We start from the raw sequence: 15,783 nt of genomic DNA on the forward strand, positions 1-15,783 counted from the left end.
AATTGAAATAGAAATAAAAGGATGAACACTATCATAAAATACAGCAAGTCAGTTAAACCAATGCGGCACCTGGGTATTGTTATAATGGCTACGGCATTTACGCTAATTGCTACTTATTGCAAGGCACAGCTTATTCCCTACCAGGCCATCTTTTACCAAAACAGGTACTTGAATAATCCATCTGTCGCTGGTCTCGATAAAGGCCTGAACATCAATTTGGGCTATCTGCAGCAATGGAGCTCTTTCCCGGGTGCACCCAAGACGCAATCGCTCACGGCGGAATACCTGGCTACAGAAAAGGTAGGTGTAGGATTAAATATTAGTGACAACCAATCGGGTATTTTCCGGCAAACCCGTATTATGGCAAGCTATGCTTATCATTTGCCGCTGGGCGACCTGAACCAGAAGCTAAACTTCGGGCTGTCACTGGGTATTAACGACCCGAGCTTAAACTATGATGCCATCGACGGCGATCTAACCGATATTAAAATAGAGCAATACAACCAGCGGGGCCTGTATGTTGATGGTGATCTTGGTTTGTCCTATACCAGCAATCATTTGTTCATAGAAGGTGTTTTGCCCAACCTGAATACCAATGTTTTTAACCGGCCCGGACAAAGGCCGGATGTTGACCGTACCATATTTTTTACTGCGGCCAGCTATAAGTTCGACCTGAATGGTGAAACCGGCGCTTTCTCTCTTGAACCACTTGTTGCCTTTAGGGAGACAAAGGGGTTCGCTGATATATTTGATGCCGGGTTAAATTTTAAAATGAACAATTATCACCTCGACCTGCAGACCATTTATCACAGCGACAACAATTTTGGCTTCGGAGTAGCCTTCGATCAGCATAATTATGCCCTCAACTTTTCATACAACTTATCCACCGGTCCGATTACCAACTACACCAATGGCGCGTTTGAGGTGGGGATTAGGCTGAAGTTGTTTAATAAACAATCGAACTGATCCAGAGTCCTCCATTTCCATTTTCAGATTTAAATCACCCTGCGGAAGACTTAAACCAGTATGGGGGAACTCTTTTTTAGCCGAACTCAGACTGCCATTTATTTTTGACTACATTGCATTGGAAACCAATACATAAATGGCTAATTATGAAAAAGTTAAAACTGATTTTGATCTTAATTGCTGTTTTTACGTTACAATTTTCATTTGGACAACAGAAAGTTCCGGACTCTGTTCTTAAAGAGCTGGAAGCTTCAGAATTAAAAATGTTTGATGCTGTACTAAAGTATGATCCTGAGTTCTGGAAAAATTCAGTATATAAGGACTACATAACCATCAATGCTGATGGAGTTATGCAAACCAAAGAAGTAATAATGGCAGATTCTGCCAGGAAAAATATGTTCGCGGGTGTGACCTTTAAATTATTTGACAGGAAAGTTCGCGTGTACGGAGATGTAGCCATAATTAATGGACGATCACAATACCTAATGGGTGACAAAGTACTTGCAGAAGTATACCATACTGAAATATGGATAAAAGAAAATGGAAAGTGGATGTTTGATGGTTGGCATGGTACCTATACTAAAGAATCACAGGCAGAATTAGAACTCGCAAAAAGGAAGAAAGAATGATTTCCGGTATTGGAAACTTCGGATTACTTGCCAGGTAGTCTTCAGAGGAGACTAGCTTTTTTAATTAAATCCGTTAGTCAAATTGATGACTGTGCAAAAAAATTCAAACGTCAAACTAACTATAAAGTTTATCTCACCAATCCCTCTCTTAGAAGTGCTTTATTTTCACCATTAACAGCCACTGATGACGCTTTTCCGCACATGGTAGAGACTGCTATTTTTGCTCAATGAATGCATCAGATGAATTTTACTCCTTGGTACGCAAGATGGAAGGATGGTGAAGTAGATTTGGTAGGACTTGACGACAAAAAGTTAAAGCCAAAATGGGCTGTTGAAATCAAATGGTCGAACAGGCCGTTTTAAAATCCTTATGATGAATTAAAAAGCCTGTTGGATTTTTGTGGCAAAAATAATTTAAAAACCGCTATCGTAACAACGATCGATAAAGGGGGGTTTAATCTTGCTAACAAGATTGAGCTTATGTTTGTCCAAGTTCGATATATACGTATATTGTGGGCTATAACAGTATCGAGAGTAGAAAGGGAGGGCTATTTTAATATGTCAGACCATAAAAACCTCAAAGAAGCATCTAACATCTTTCATTCAATAATGAAGGTAACAGCATCCCACAAAAAGGTTGTATGCCCTGTTTGTGGGTGGCTTAGTAAACCCGTTCCCAGCGAGCCGGGGAAGTATAAGTGTAATAGAGGTCACGAATTTTCAGAAACCCATTGATAAAAATTAAATTACTTAAACCATGTCAAACCAAATAGCACAATTAATTTTTGGAACTTTAACACTTGTTGTCACAGCGGTATTAGGATATACCTGGTGGCTGTTGATTAGAGCGTTAAAAAAATACCTGCGTCAGAATTAAAGCCTCATGGTCTAATAGGTATATAGTCTCCTCTTCAGACTACCTTCATAAGCTGTTCGCAGTCAGAGGCTACGAACAGCATGAGCTGGAGCTTTGAATCGAAAAGACTCACTCCTTCACTTTATCCCACATATCGCGGTTAAAGGCTAATACCTTGGTTACATTGCCGGCGCTATCTTTTGTAAATTTTAGCGGGAAAGGGATCTGCTTATTTAAAAAATCGACATCACTTATCGCTACGAAGTTTATTTCGCGGTTATCCCAAAGTTGTTTAAGTGTTAAGCCTGTGGCAGTAGCTGTAATTTGCAGGTAGGCATCGTCCTTTTCTTCAAACTTATATTTCCCGGCAAAGGCTTTTAACTGATCGGCGGTAAGGGTTACTTCCTTTACCGGGACATATTCTTTCACCCTGATCCACTGGTCTCTATCGGCTACCGACAACCCGGTGATGTCGCCCGCATTATTTTTGGAGAAGGTAACAGGAATAGTCTCGTCGCCGTCGTCGTCTTTCATTTCAAAACCCATGTCCGATTTACGGGTCAATATAATTTGCCGGTCGCCGTCTATTTGTTTTGCCTTCAGGGTGGCACCTTCAACGGTGATTTTAAAATAAAAGAATGTATTTACTTTATTTTGATAGATACCTTCAAAGGCCGTAAGGGGCGTTTCGACAGGATTAATTTTTAACACCGTTGCGGCAACAGCCGGGTGAATGTTAAGGCAACTGAAGGCCACTAATACAAATGCGGTCAGCAATGCAGCCAACCAGCCGGCGGAGTTTTTCTTAAGGTTGATCATTTCGATTTTGGTTTAGTTAAAGGCGTAGAAAACAAAGGTTTATTGGAGATATAACGCTGTTGTTGGCGATATATTTTCATTCATATAGCTAATTCCGAGAGGTGTGGCAAGGTCCCCCTCTTGAGAGGGGCAGGGGTGTGTTCTTCAGCATGGCGTATAAACCCACCCCTCCCACTTCACAACCTTCCGCGACCCCTCCCGAGAGGGGAGCTTTAGCCAGAACTACTATTGATTCATACTCACCTCGTTATACTCAACCCGTTAAAATTTCCATTCTCGCTGTGCCCATGCGCAAATCGCGGATATTTTCTTTTGTATTTACTGAATACGGTTTCGCTCATTTTTTGCCCGTTAACGATCAACTCATCTTCATTCATGCGTATGGTACGTACCGAGTCCATATTAGGAACAATACGGTCTTTCACCAGGTCGTTCATCATCAGGTCTACCTGGCGCTGGTCTTCTTTAGCCTGTTCCTGATCGTATTTTGCCTGCACCTGGTCACGTTTGGCTTGCTCCTGGTCGCGTTTCGCCTGTTCCTGATCACGGGCTGCTTGTTCCTGGTCACGTTTGGCCTGCTCCTGGTCTTTCCCTGCCTGCTGCTGGTCGCGTTTGGCTTCTTCCTGCTCACTGCGGGCTTGTTCCTGGTCACGTTTGGCCTGCTCCTGGTCGCGCTTTGCCTGTTCCTGATCTACGCGAGCCTGGGCCTGATCGCGTTTGGCCTGTTCACGGTCGCGTTTTATCTGTGCGCGTATCTCACTTATTACTTCGCTGTACTTGCCATAGTCGGCAGGCGCTATTTTTTCGCCGTTTACCACCAGCATTGTCGGCTTACCTCCTACCAGTTTCATTTCATATCTGTCGCCCTTCCAATTAGTCTCAACGTATTCATGCAAAACACCGCCATTATCATTAAAGGTATAGGTGCTATTGCCATATTCTGGGCTGCCGGTTTGTACATAGGCCGTTCTCTTTTTGGCCTTTTGCTGCGCCATGGCAGCCGTGCTTAGTATAAGCGCGCCTATCAGCAGGGCGCATTTCAATGTAATTTTCATCTTCTGCTTGTTTTTAATAGAATATAAACTGTGATACACATGGTTAAGAAAATAGTAATGCAAAACGGTCCCATCATTTCAGATTTTAATGTTCGAGTCAGCAATTATTTAATTATCCAATCTTTATAATAAACCGTTATTAATTATTCCTGATTATCCCATCCCGCGAGTAGGTAAACCCGCCCGAAGATTGCTTGCTGTACTTCTCTTTGTATTTTTTGTACAGCTCGTCCGACTGTTTCACACCGTTCACAGTCATGCCCTCATTATCAAGCCTGAACTCCTTCAGACTATTTTTGTCCGGAATGATCTTGTCGTTCACCAGGTCTTCGGTAAACTCTTTCATAAAGCGTTCATTGGCCGAGGCTTGTTCCGCATTAAGTTTTGCCTGTTCCCTATTAACCTCGTTCTGCTCCTGGTTACGCTTCGCCTGCTCTTCGTTGCGAGCTGCCTGTTCGGCATTATGCTTTGCCTGCTCTATGTTCACCCTAACCTGCTCCTGGTTATGCTTCCCCTGTTCGGCACTGCGCGCTTGCTGCTCAGCATTCTTTTTAGCCTGAACCTCATTATGCTCAGCCTGCTCTGCATTGCGTTTTGCCTGTTCTTCGTTCACCCTGTCCTGTTCCTGGTTTCTTTTTGCCTGCCGGGCATTGGCTTTAGCCTGCTCCCTGTTCAATTGCAGTTGAACACGGATAGCTGCTATTGCGCCGGTATATTTTGTCCAGTCGGCCTCCTGTACTTTCTCACCGTCAACATACAATTCAGTTAGTTTCTCATTCACCAATTCGGCCTTGTACATTTTGCCATCCCTGTGCATTTGTATATCCTCTACCTTTTTACCGTCCACGGTATGTATGCGGTCGTAATTGTTGTGTCGATCGTCATCATAAGCCGTTTTAGCCGGCTTTTTTGTTTGTGCCGATACGTTTGTTGCAGCCAATAGCATTCCCATTAGCCAAAAATATTTCGCTTTCATTTTTGTTGATTTTAAGTTTAAAAATTAGACAATAAGCTCCTATCCCACCCGAAGGCAGAATTTAAAAACATGAAATTTGAGATTTATAAGGAGGTCAGTTTCAGTGCTGCGGCTGCGCCTGCCGCTACATCAAACCAACCGGGTTTTTGCCGTTATTATTCCTGTACGTTTACCTGTTTCTTTTTTGCCTGTTCTTCGTTTTTCTTAGCCTGTTCAGTATTAATACGCTCCTGCTCCCGGTTTCGGACATTTTGTATCTCATTCTTCACCGCCTGCGCTACGTTCTTACGGGCCTGCTCGTCATTGTGCTTAGCCTGCTCGCTATTCACTTTGCTTTGCGCATCATTATTCACGCGCGTCTGCGCCTCGCTTTTCTTCGCCACTTGTTTATCACGTTCGGCCTGCTCCTGGTCGCGTTTGGCCTGTTCCTGATCCAGGCGTGCCTGTTGCTGCTCGCGAATAGCTTGTTCCTGGTCTCGCTTTGCCTGTTCCTGATCACGGGCAGCCTGTAGCTGATCTTTCGCCGCCTGATCCTGCTGTATTTTTCCTTCATGCCGATCGCGCTCTGCCTGCTCCTGGTCGCGTTTGGCCTGATCACGATCCCGCATGGTCTGCTCCTGCTCCCGTTGGCGTTGCTCCAGTTCGGCAGCTTCGGCTTTTTCCGCCTGTTCCTTTTGCTCCTTTAGTTTGTATTCAGCTGCAGCAGACCTATGGGCCGCAGATGCATATTCCACCGGTGCCTCCGGAACACCCGGTTTTGCTTTAGGCTTGAAAAGAGGTGCTTTTTTAGGTGGATGTGCCCGCATAGCCGGGGGGGAAGGTACACCGGTAAACAATATACTGTTGATATTATCCTTCGCGGCCTTATAATCCGCCGTCCTGATCTGCGCGATGGCAGCAGTAGCCACTACCAGCGACAGCACAACGATCCCCATCATAAAAAACACCTTTTCCGAAGGACCCAGCGTTTCGTTTTTATTACCCATGATGCGGCTCACACGGTGCAGCAAATGGTTCTTCTTGCCCTGGAAGGCCACAGCATAATTTTCGGCGCTGAGCGAATGCTCTTTAAAGCTGATCAATGCCTGCACAAACTCCCGCTTGTTTTTGGTTTGCTCCAGGGCGATATCGTCGCAGCAGTTTTCACGTTCATCCCTCAGTAATGACGATATCCACAACAAACCGGGATTAAAGAAGAACACCGTTTCGGCCAGTGTTTGCAGAAAGTTCACCACATAATCATGACGGCGTATATGTGCCAGTTCATGCAGCAATACCGCCTCCACCTGTTCGGCAGGCAATCCGGCAAGTAATCCGACAGGCATCAGGATCACAGGTTTAAGATGACCAATCACCATCGGTACTTTTACATAACCCGACTCCAGCAGGCGAACAGCCTTGCTGATCTGCAGCTTTTCGCAAAGCACCTCTACCCTTTGCTGCCAGTTGGCAGGCGGCGCATAGGTATACCTGTTTTTGGCGCGATGAATATAAACCAGGCTACCCATCATCCGCACCGAACGAAAAACAAACAACACCGACCACAGCAGTACCACCATTGGCGCATTGGCAGTAAAATAGCCGATACAGGTTTGCGCAAACCGCCGTATGCTTTCGGCATCCAGATGAAATATTTGCGAGGCTTCGCTGCCGATCGCTCCTGCCAGCGGCGCTATCACCTTTGCAGGAGTATGGTACCACTCCCACACAAAGGTGCAGCCACAGGCCGCTATAAATAATAAAAACTGAACCGCAACCAGGTTATACCGCAACCTTGCACCCGACTTTCTGGTCGACAATAATACGATTGCCGTTACCACAGCCAGCAATAAACCCTGCCATAATGAATGGATCAGCATCCAGCTGAAGGCCTGTATAATGCGCTGCGCGGCGGTATCAAGGTGGAGGTTCATATTTTGATTGTTGTTAATTACTTGCTTATCTTATATCTACTCACCCGGTCATTGCTTTGCTCCACCACCTTCTCTACCGCAGGCGGTAAGGAGGGATAGTTTTATTTTATTTTCTTCCCCCTCTTTATGGCTTGCCATAGAGAGGGTTGACCAGCGTAGCGTTGTCGGGGTGAGTCTACTCTGCGACTTCCCGGTCACTTCCCATCAAACTCTTTCAACAGCTCCTTTATCTTCTTCAACTCCTCTGCCGAGGTTTTGTCATTGCCCAGCAAAGCCATCATCAAACTGCTCGGCGACCCGTTATACATCGAGTCGACAAAGCGGCCCAACATGTTGCCCTTCACCTTATCCTCCTTCAACACCGCACTATAGACGTGCTTCATGGCGCTTTCGTCACGGTCAAGCATCCCTTTTTCTTTCATCACCTGCATCAGCTTCAGCGTGCTGGTATAAATCACCGCCTCCTTCTGCTCGTTCAGCTTATCGTGCACAAAACGCACAGTCTGCGGGCCATACTGCCACAAAACCTGCAACACGTCCATTTCGGTTTTGGTAGGTATTATTTCGGCGGGTGTATCCTTCTTAAACAAACTCATAAACCAAAGGTATGTATTAAAAACGTACGTTGCAATAGTTGAGGTCAAATATTTGAAAAAAAAACACTTATTGTCATGCTGAACTTGTTTCAGTACCCCATCAGAAAGATCTGAGCCATGCTCAATACCCCGAAACTGATTTAAGTCACCCTGCGGAAGACTTAAACCAGAGTAGTAGTAATATTTTTCTATATTGGTACAACCAGTTTATGAAAATCTATAAAACCATTGCTATCCGGATATTTGTTTGCTCCGTTTTTATTTGCCTATTGCATACCTCCTCATCTAAGGCACAATCCCATCTTGCAAACAACAATACCAGGTACAGATATCTGACGGATACCACGTCCGATTTTAATGGCCTTATTAATCAATTCAAAGGAAGAATAATTTATGTGGATATATGGGCCACATGGTGTAGCCCCTGCCGTAATGAGCTCAGGATGAAAAAAAACATACATGATTTTAAACAATTCGCCGATAAGAACAATATTATTTTACTGTACATCTGCTGTGATAAGAATGGGGACAACTGGAAACAGTTTATCGCTGCTAATCAGCTTTCGGGTTATCACATTTTGGTGAATTCTCACATCGATAGCGATTTTCATACTACTTTCTCCAGCGTACAAACCCGAAATGGTAAACCAAAGAGAAGCTTTTTCATCCCTCGTCATATGATTATCGATACAGCTGGGCGAGTAGCCGATAGTACGGCAGATAGCCAGGGGGCCGCCGCCGTATACGCTGCATTAAATAAATTATTAGGTAGATCCACTAAATAAGACCTCTCTGTCCGAAGTCACTGACTTCGGATGCTATATGAACGTAGTTTTTAGCTACACTAAATTCCCCGCGTTAAGGATTGAAACAGATACCGGCCTTGTGGCTAATGCCTGCGCAGTATGAGTGTAAAGACTGACCCCGATAAGAATCGGGGGAACGCTTAAATTACACCTAAATTTCGATTGAGATCACTACACCTGACTAACCAACTCAGTCTTCGGAAGACTTAAACCGGTGAGGCAGTCTGAGACTACAGCCGTACTCATTTGAAGTCACAGCCTTCGAACAACAAATAGATTCTTTTACTATTTTTGAGTAAGGTTCCTTTACTTATCATAAATTCGTTATGCGCTTTCATCACATTACCCCGTATTGTCTGGCGTTTATGCTACTGATGCTCACAACCAGGAGCTCTGCCCAGCAGGTTTTGAACCAGCCGCCGGCCGAAACCAGGCAGGTCGGCATTGTTGACACGGTTTACAGAAAAATTATTTCAGAATACGCCGACAGCATCAATGCAGATCGATTGATCCAAAAAAGCCTTAACACTACATTAGGTTCTTTGGACCCATATTCGGAGCTCATTTCCCGGTCAGACGCGGCTGAATTGAATGTTATGCTAAAAGCCCGTTTTGGCGGCGTCGGTATGGTTATACGGCCGGTAGATGATGCCATAGTGGTTGGCGAGGTATACCGGGGCGCTCCTGCTGATAAAGCCGGGATTAAACCGGGCGATATAATTATTAAAATCGGAGACACGGATTTAAAAGGAAAAACCATCAATGACGCATTTCCCATTTTGCGGGGTGAACCAGGTACTACCGTAAAAATCGTTGTGCAACGTTATGGCGCGAAAGACCCGATAACGAAATCGGTTGTGCGTGAAACAATTAAAACAAGCAGCGTTCCTTACTTTGGATTATTGAAAGGCAACATAGGGTATATCCGCCTGACAGGGGAATCAGAAACCAGCAGCGAAGATGTTAAAAAAGCACTGGTTGAATTAAAGCGGCAGCCATTGAAGGGATTGATCCTGGATCTGCGCGGCAATACCGGTGGACTGTTAACACAAGGCATCCACATAGTAAACTTGTTTATTGATAAGGGGAAACCCGTAATTACTGAACGAACAAGGCACCGGGATACCACTTACACTACCCTTGAGCCCGCCATTGATACTAAAACTCCGCTGGCTATACTTACTGATAATTTAACGATGTCGGCAGGTGAGATCATTTCAGGGGCAATACAGGATTATGATCGTGGAATTATTATTGGCCAGAAAACCTTTGGTAAAGGCTTAGTGCAGCATCTTTTTAATTTACCATCCGGTGAAATATTGCGGCTTACCACTGCATATTACTATACGCCCAGCGGCCGGTGCATCCAAAACAAAGCTTATTCGGTGAACCAGGAAGGAATATTGATTTCCGACTCTTTGAAAAAACAATTTAAAACAGCTAATGGCAGAAAAGTAATTGATCATGATGGCATCTCGCCGGATGTTTTCCTGGAGGCACAACCGCCGTCACAAATGGTTTACGACCTTTTTTACAATGATTATCAGGACAACCTGGTTTTCAAATATGTCATGTCATATTATCACAATCATAAATCGATCCCGGCAGACACGGCGTTTAGGCTTAGCGATCAAGAGTATGCAAATTTCGTCCATTCTCTGCAGGACAAAAAATATGACTATCAAACCGCAACGGAGCAAAAAATAAATGAGCTTAAAAAATCGGCTATAAAAGAGGGTTATTGGGAAAGTATTAAACCAGGCATCGACGAAACACTCACCAAACTGAGAAAAGAAAAAGAGAATGACCTTATGCGACATAAAGAGGAGATCATGAAATCTATCAGGGGTGAGATTGTGCTAAGATACTATTACCGGTGGGGGCAAATTGGAAACAGCCTGACCGACGACTCAGAAGTGGCAAAAGCATCGGCTGTTCTGTTTGACAATAAAACCTATTTAAGCACGCTGGGATATTGATAAATTATCAACGTAGGAATTTACAATCCACAACCCAAATAGCTCCTGATTTTTACCTAACCCTTACAATTAAAACATAATTAATTCATCAGTGTATTATCCCTATCCAGTACCTTTGTTACGGCATAGGATAAGGATAAGTGCATCCGAAAGTTTCATTAATTCCATACATCAAAATCAAAAATCTATGAGCAAAATTACAGTAAAAGACGGAACAGAAATTTATTACAAAGACTGGGGAACCGGGCAGCCAATCGTTTTTCATCATGGCTGGCCTTTATCCGGTGATGACTGGGATGCACAGATGATGTTTTTCCTTCAGCGGGGTTTTAGGGTGATTGCCCATGACCGCCGCGGGCACGGAAGATCGAGCCAGACCGACAACGGAAACGATATGGACACCTACGCAGCTGATGTGGCTGAGCTTACCAACGCACTTGATCTGAAAGATGCCATACATGTCGGCCACTCTACGGGTGGCGGCGAGGTGATCCGTTATGTTGCCAAACATGGAAAGGGCCGCGTAGCCAAAGCGGTACTGGTCAGCGCTGTTACGCCTATCATGGTAAAGAATGAGAATAACCCCGACGGTATTCCGCTGTCAGTATTTGATGAGATACGTGAAGGAACTGCATCGCACCGGGCGCAATATTTCCAGGATTTCACCATCCCTTTTTACGGGTTCAACCGCGAAGGGGCGAAAATATCACAGGGGATCAGGGACAATTGGTGGCGCCAGGGAATGATGGGCGGGGTAAAAGCTCATGTTGATTGCGTAAAGGCTTTTTCAGAGACGGATTTTACCGAAGACCTTAAAAGCGTGGACGTTCCGGTGCTTGTGATGCATGGCGAAGACGATCAGATCGTTCCGTTTGCCCTTACCGCACTAAAGGCGGTAAAGCTTTTGAAAAACGGAAAACTTATCTCCTACCCGGGCTTCCCTCACGGCATGCCTGCAACAGAAGCTGCAACCATCAATAAAGATCTGCTGGCGTTTATTCAATCATAGAATACTTGACAACCGTAAATAAAAGGGCACTTTCGGGTGCCTTTTTTTTGTAGCACTTTTTGAATATCATAGTTGGCCGGGATCTATAAACGACGTGCATAACAGGCGCATAGAATCAATCGTCATACTCGCCATCAATGGCATACTTCCCAAAAAGCAACAAGCCAATAGACACTATTGGGGTTATAAAAAACAGAACGATGATGGCAAAGATCAGGTCGTCCCTGCTACCCGAGGTGAATTTTGGTATCCCTAATTGAAACACGCCAAAATAGGCGGTCACCAGCGCCAATAGAATCCAAACGTAACCCATGGATCTTTTAACCTTATTCAGATTCTTTGACGGAACTTGTATAGCTATTTTCCCCTCTTTATTTTCTTTGACATATAAAAGCCCGATAACCAAACACACACTCATTAATACAATGGGATAGTTTAGCCCGGTCAGGTAATAATTAGCTATGTGGGCAACTTTTGCTTTTTCAATCAGGTAGGCGGCTACAACCACACTTGTTCCGCCAAATATGCCGTTCCCTATGTGATATGGCAACGACATAGATGTATAGCGGATTCTTAAAGGAAACATTTCAACAATAAATGCAGCGAGCGGCCCATATGCCATGGTGAAGATGAACATCATTAGGAAAATTAAAAAAATCAGTTTCCATTTGTCCGAACCATTCAGTTTTATCGAAGTGAGAATTTCAGAATGACTGACTTTTCCCGCACTGATCACTTCCCGCGCGGTTTCCTGGCACCTGGTTCCATCTGCGAAAAAATGGAGGGTCGTTGTTGTAATTAAAGAGTCGGTGCCCAACCCGGGCAACATCTCCCTTTTAACATTCATTTGCATTGCCTGCCTGTTTTCCACCTTATTGCGGAGATTGGTGGTCTGATACATGCTTTCGAAAATCGGGCGAAAAAACAACATTGCCGTTAGCAGGCCTGTCATTAATATAAACTTGCGGCCAATACGATCAGACAGCCATCCGAAGAAAACATAAAAAGGGACACCCATTGAGACCGCAATTATTACGATCATATTGGCCTGGTCATAGTCAACAAACATGACCTTAATGAGAAAGCTTTGGGAATAAAATGTTGAAGAGTAACCTACTACCCCCAGTCCCATTGTCAGCCCGAATAAAGCCAGTAAAACCACCTTCAAATTCGACTTGTTACCAAATGATTCCCTTAAGGGATTAACGGAAGTTTTCCCTTCTGATTTAGCTTTAGCAAACAGCGGCGATTCCGCCATGTTTCTCCTGATCCAGACGGAAATAATTACCATCAGAACAGATGCTAAAAAAGGAACTCGCCAGCCCCAATTCTCCCACACAGTTGCGCTAAAGAAACTTTTTGAAATCAGGATGACGCACATCGACAAAACCAATCCAAATGATGTTGTTGTCTGTATCCACGAGGTCCAAAAGCCACGTTTACCGACGGGCGCATGTTCTGCAACAAACGTTGCTGCCCCGCCATATTCGCCGCCAATGGCCAGACCCTGCGATAGCCTTAAGATCAGAATGATCACAGGCGCAAAAAATCCTATCCTGTCATATTCAGGCACTAACCCTATTGCAAAAGTAGAGCCCCCCATGAGCACCAGCGTAACCATGAAGGTATATTTCCGCCCTATCAGGTCCCCCAATCTGCCAAAAAACAAAGCGCCAAATGGCCGTACCACCAATCCTGCCGCAAAGGTGGCCAATGTGGCCAAAAACGCCGCCGCCGGGTTATCTTTTGGAAAAAACCGGGTGGCAATGATAGTTGCCAAACTGCCGAAGATATAAAAGTCATACCATTCGATAATGGTGCCAACAGAGGATGCGGTAACGATTGACGCTAACCCTTTTGCTGAGGTTTTTGGTTGAGTGTGTGCCATTAAAATGAATAAAATCGTGACAGGTCAATTTTCGAAACAGAATATTTGAAATTGGTTCAGACAACGATAGATAGCCGGCGTCAGTCTGGCACCAAACGATGACGCTAACAACAAGCAGGGGTATAGAAATTTGGTTATTTCTTATTTAGGTATTTTTCCAGAAAGGCCAGCGTCACCTTATCTGTTTTTATCTGATCCTCCTTCTTGGTAAAACCATGCCCTTCATCGGGGTAAGTAATATATTCTACCGGCACGCCGTTTTTCTTTACGCCTTCCACTATTTCCTTGCTTTCTACGGGTAGCACACGCACGTCATTTAGTCCCTGGAACACCAGCAAAGGCTTATTAATAGATTTGTAATGGTATAGTGGCGATATCTTTTTGAGATGAACGCTATCGGCTGTATACGGATCTCCCAATTCATCATACAAAGCCTTGCGAAATGCCTCCCAGTAGGGCGGTATGCTGCGCAGGGTACGCATCCAGTTGGCCACACCAAACAAATCCACACCCACCTTAAATTCATTCGGATGAAAGGCAAGCGCGCCGAGCACCATACAACCGCCATAGCTGCCACCCTCAATCCCGATCCTTGCGGTATCGATGTAGTCTTGCTGCTGGAGCCATTTTTTCCCCCATATGCAATCCTTCAGGTCGCCGTTTTGATGATCTTTGTTGTCGAGCTTATAAAATGTTTTACCATAGCCGCTGCTGCCACGGTTATTTACGGCAAGCACGGCATAGCCATGATTAACCAAAAACTGTATGTCGTTGTTGAAATCCGCAGTGGTTTGCCCGCCGGGACCGCCATGTATCCACAGCATGGCAGGTACAGGATGGTCCTTTGAAGCGTTAAGCGGTTTGTAATAAATAGCCGGTATCTCACGGCCGTCGAACGATTTAAAATGCACCACTTCTGCAGAGGCAAGTTCATTGATATCTATTTCGGGGTTCAGCGTGCGTGTAACGGCTTTAAGCGCCTTCTGCTCAAAATTATAAACGTACAGGTTATCTGGACTGCGGCTGCTGCCTACGCTTAACAGTATATTCTTTTCGCTTAATGAGAAATCGGCGCTTTTTATATCTCCGTCTGCGATTGCCGGCAGGTCGATCTGCTTTCCGGAGCTATGGTCAAATAGCAGCGTCTTGTACCTGCCGTCCTCATTAACCGAAATGGAATGGTATTTCTGATGCTCGCTCAGGCCCATACCGGCCACGTCCCAATTGGTTTTGTATATGGTCGACGCGCTGCCTGTTTTCAGATCATATTTCACCAGGTAGCTAAATTCACTCCCGTCGTTGGTGGTATAAAATAATGCGGTGTCATCTTTTTCAAAGGCCTGGGGAGCCCAATTGGCTTCGTGGTCGTTGCTGAGTTTCTTTATCGATTTGGTTTGCCTGTCGTATAGGAAAAGGTCGCTTTTATCTGTAGTTACGGGCTTTTGCAGTGCAATATACCGTTCAGTGTGCGAGATGGGCCCAACCGAATACCCGCTGTCGTTCTGGTAAAACATGGTGGGCGACCATGTGGCGGTATCCATTTTATAAACGTCGCTGAACTTAACATTTCGTTTATTGCTCGATATATAAATGGATTTTTTATCATCGCTCCATCCCGCAACATTATTTTTACTCCCTTTCCAGGGCGTCAGGTCCTTAGCCTGCGAACCACCTTGTTTTTGCAGATAGACATGGCCGTTTTCGTTACCACCCTGATCGGCACTATACAAAAAGTTGTTCGTGCCCGGCATATACCCCGCAGCAAAGTAAGAATCCTTAAGCGAATGCGTCAATGGCTTCATGGCCGTGTCGGCTATACTAATGGCATACACATTAAATATCCCGGAATTATTCGCTCCCGCCAAGACCTGCGTTTCATCAGCGTTAAAGCCTGCCCCATAAACATAATTGTTGTGATACAGCTGCTCAGCAGTGTATTTCTTTACGTTTTTTTGTTCATTCGCAGAATGGCATCCGTAGAATAACAGGCCCAGTGGCAGAAGTGATAAGTATTTCATAACGGCTTAATTTTAAGAAAGTTAAACCAAATAAAAACAAATTGCAACTAATCGGGCGCAATGTTTAGAATAAAGAGGCCATAGCACCAATGCAGGACTCCGGCAGGGTATGGGTACCTAAAGTTGTTTCGGGAATATTAGTTTACTTCTGCAATAAAGACCGGACAGAGCCTGCTATCATTTAGGATTGAAGAGTTTACTCTTAAACCAGTGTGGGATAGTCAGAGACTACCAACAGCATCGTTCACCATTGACTATTCACTCACTCACTCA

General features: G+C 44.7%; 12 protein-coding genes. 5 read left to right on the forward strand and 7 right to left on the reverse strand.

What is annotated here, in order from left to right; translation table 11 throughout:
- The first annotated feature begins 21 nt into the window (after nucleotides 1–21).
- Together Q3A68_RS00520 and Q3A68_RS00525 are read left to right on the forward strand one after the other, a co-directional pair.
- On the forward strand, nucleotides 22–966 hold the full coding sequence (locus tag Q3A68_RS00520) for a PorP/SprF family type IX secretion system membrane protein (RefSeq protein ID WP_302899034.1): 945 nt from the start codon (nucleotides 22–24) through the stop codon (nucleotides 964–966).
- Between the two features lie 146 nt (nucleotides 967–1,112).
- Entirely contained in the window at nucleotides 1,113–1,595 is a 483-nt protein-coding gene (locus Q3A68_RS00525) for a nuclear transport factor 2 family protein (protein ID WP_302899035.1), read from the forward strand.
- Between the two features lie 985 nt (nucleotides 1,596–2,580).
- Here the strand turns inward: Q3A68_RS00525 and Q3A68_RS00530 are convergent.
- From Q3A68_RS00530 to Q3A68_RS00550, 5 genes are all read right to left on the reverse strand, one after another.
- On the reverse strand, nucleotides 2,581–3,270 hold the full coding sequence (locus tag Q3A68_RS00530; RefSeq protein WP_302899036.1) for a hypothetical protein: 690 nt from the start codon (nucleotides 3,268–3,270) through the stop codon (nucleotides 2,581–2,583).
- A 239-nt stretch (nucleotides 3,271–3,509) separates the two neighbouring features.
- Nucleotides 3,510–4,325, reverse strand: coding sequence for a hypothetical protein (locus Q3A68_RS00535; protein ID WP_302899038.1), 816 nt, complete (start codon nucleotides 4,323–4,325; stop codon nucleotides 3,510–3,512).
- A gap of 139 nt (nucleotides 4,326–4,464) precedes the next feature.
- Nucleotides 4,465–5,301 (reverse strand): hypothetical protein, encoded by an 837-nt coding sequence (locus Q3A68_RS00540; RefSeq protein ID WP_302899040.1) that lies wholly within the window; start codon nucleotides 5,299–5,301, stop codon nucleotides 4,465–4,467.
- A gap of 155 nt (nucleotides 5,302–5,456) precedes the next feature.
- Nucleotides 5,457–7,214 (reverse strand): M56 family metallopeptidase, encoded by a 1,758-nt coding sequence (locus tag Q3A68_RS00545; protein ID WP_302899041.1) that lies wholly within the window; start codon nucleotides 7,212–7,214, stop codon nucleotides 5,457–5,459.
- A gap of 194 nt (nucleotides 7,215–7,408) precedes the next feature.
- A complete protein-coding gene (locus tag Q3A68_RS00550; protein ID WP_302899042.1) occupies nucleotides 7,409–7,810 on the reverse strand; it encodes a BlaI/MecI/CopY family transcriptional regulator in 402 nt (133 codons plus the stop codon).
- Nucleotides 7,811–8,019: 209 nt separating this feature from the next.
- On the opposite strand from Q3A68_RS00550, the gene Q3A68_RS00555 reads away from it, so the two are divergent.
- The 3 genes from Q3A68_RS00555 to Q3A68_RS00565 all read left to right on the forward strand — a co-directional run bounded on the left by Q3A68_RS00555 (nucleotide 8,020) and on the right by Q3A68_RS00565 (nucleotide 11,604).
- Nucleotides 8,020–8,595, forward strand: a complete 576-nt coding sequence (locus Q3A68_RS00555) for a TlpA family protein disulfide reductase (RefSeq protein ID WP_302899043.1) — start codon at nucleotides 8,020–8,022, stop codon at nucleotides 8,593–8,595.
- Between the two features lie 386 nt (nucleotides 8,596–8,981).
- A complete protein-coding gene (locus tag Q3A68_RS00560; RefSeq protein WP_302899044.1) occupies nucleotides 8,982–10,595 on the forward strand; it encodes a S41 family peptidase in 1,614 nt (537 codons plus the stop codon).
- A gap of 187 nt (nucleotides 10,596–10,782) precedes the next feature.
- The gene (locus Q3A68_RS00565) at nucleotides 10,783–11,604 is read left to right on the forward strand and encodes an alpha/beta fold hydrolase (RefSeq protein WP_302899045.1); all 822 of its coding nucleotides are present in this window, start codon (nucleotides 10,783–10,785) and stop codon (nucleotides 11,602–11,604) included.
- 115 nt (nucleotides 11,605–11,719) lie between these two features.
- Here Q3A68_RS00565 and Q3A68_RS00570 read toward each other — a convergent pair whose 3' ends face one another.
- Nucleotides 11,720–13,492: an MFS transporter gene (locus tag Q3A68_RS00570; protein ID WP_302899046.1), complete on the reverse strand. Its 1,773-nt coding sequence runs from the start codon at nucleotides 13,490–13,492 to the stop codon at nucleotides 11,720–11,722.
- A gap of 134 nt (nucleotides 13,493–13,626) precedes the next feature.
- Nucleotides 13,627–15,510 (reverse strand): alpha/beta hydrolase family protein, encoded by a 1,884-nt coding sequence (locus tag Q3A68_RS00575; RefSeq protein ID WP_302899047.1) that lies wholly within the window; start codon nucleotides 15,508–15,510, stop codon nucleotides 13,627–13,629.
- Nucleotides 15,511–15,783 lie beyond the last annotated feature (273 nt).

It is taken from the genome of Mucilaginibacter tolerans (genome assembly GCF_030519375.1).
In the GTDB taxonomy this organism is placed as follows: Bacteria; Bacteroidota; Bacteroidia; order Sphingobacteriales; family Sphingobacteriaceae; genus Mucilaginibacter.

Bases quoted from the DNA above. Each gene is read 5' to 3' on its own strand.
- Q3A68_RS00520 (WP_302899034.1), top strand. From the start codon at position 22: ATGAACACTATCATAAAATACAGCAAGTCAGTTAAACCAATGCGGCAC.
- Q3A68_RS00565 (WP_302899045.1), top strand. From the start codon at position 10,783: ATGAGCAAAATTACAGTAAAAGACGGAACAGAAATTTATTACAAAGAC.
- Q3A68_RS00550 (WP_302899042.1), bottom strand. From the start codon at position 7,810: ATGAGTTTGTTTAAGAAGGATACACCCGCCGAAATAATACCTACCAAA.
- Q3A68_RS00575 (WP_302899047.1), bottom strand. From the start codon at position 15,510: ATGAAATACTTATCACTTCTGCCACTGGGCCTGTTATTCTACGGATGC.
- Q3A68_RS00555 (WP_302899043.1), top strand. From the start codon at position 8,020: ATGAAAATCTATAAAACCATTGCTATCCGGATATTTGTTTGCTCCGTT.
- Q3A68_RS00535 (WP_302899038.1), bottom strand. From the start codon at position 4,325: ATGAAAATTACATTGAAATGCGCCCTGCTGATAGGCGCGCTTATACTA.
- Q3A68_RS00530 (WP_302899036.1), bottom strand. From the start codon at position 3,270: ATGATCAACCTTAAGAAAAACTCCGCCGGCTGGTTGGCTGCATTGCTG.
- Q3A68_RS00525 (WP_302899035.1), top strand. From the start codon at position 1,113: ATGAAAAAGTTAAAACTGATTTTGATCTTAATTGCTGTTTTTACGTTA.
- Q3A68_RS00570 (WP_302899046.1), bottom strand. From the start codon at position 13,492: ATGGCACACACTCAACCAAAAACCTCAGCAAAAGGGTTAGCGTCAATC.
- Q3A68_RS00540 (WP_302899040.1), bottom strand. From the start codon at position 5,301: ATGAAAGCGAAATATTTTTGGCTAATGGGAATGCTATTGGCTGCAACA.
- Q3A68_RS00560 (WP_302899044.1), top strand. From the start codon at position 8,982: ATGCTACTGATGCTCACAACCAGGAGCTCTGCCCAGCAGGTTTTGAAC.
- Q3A68_RS00545 (WP_302899041.1), bottom strand. From the start codon at position 7,214: ATGAACCTCCACCTTGATACCGCCGCGCAGCGCATTATACAGGCCTTC.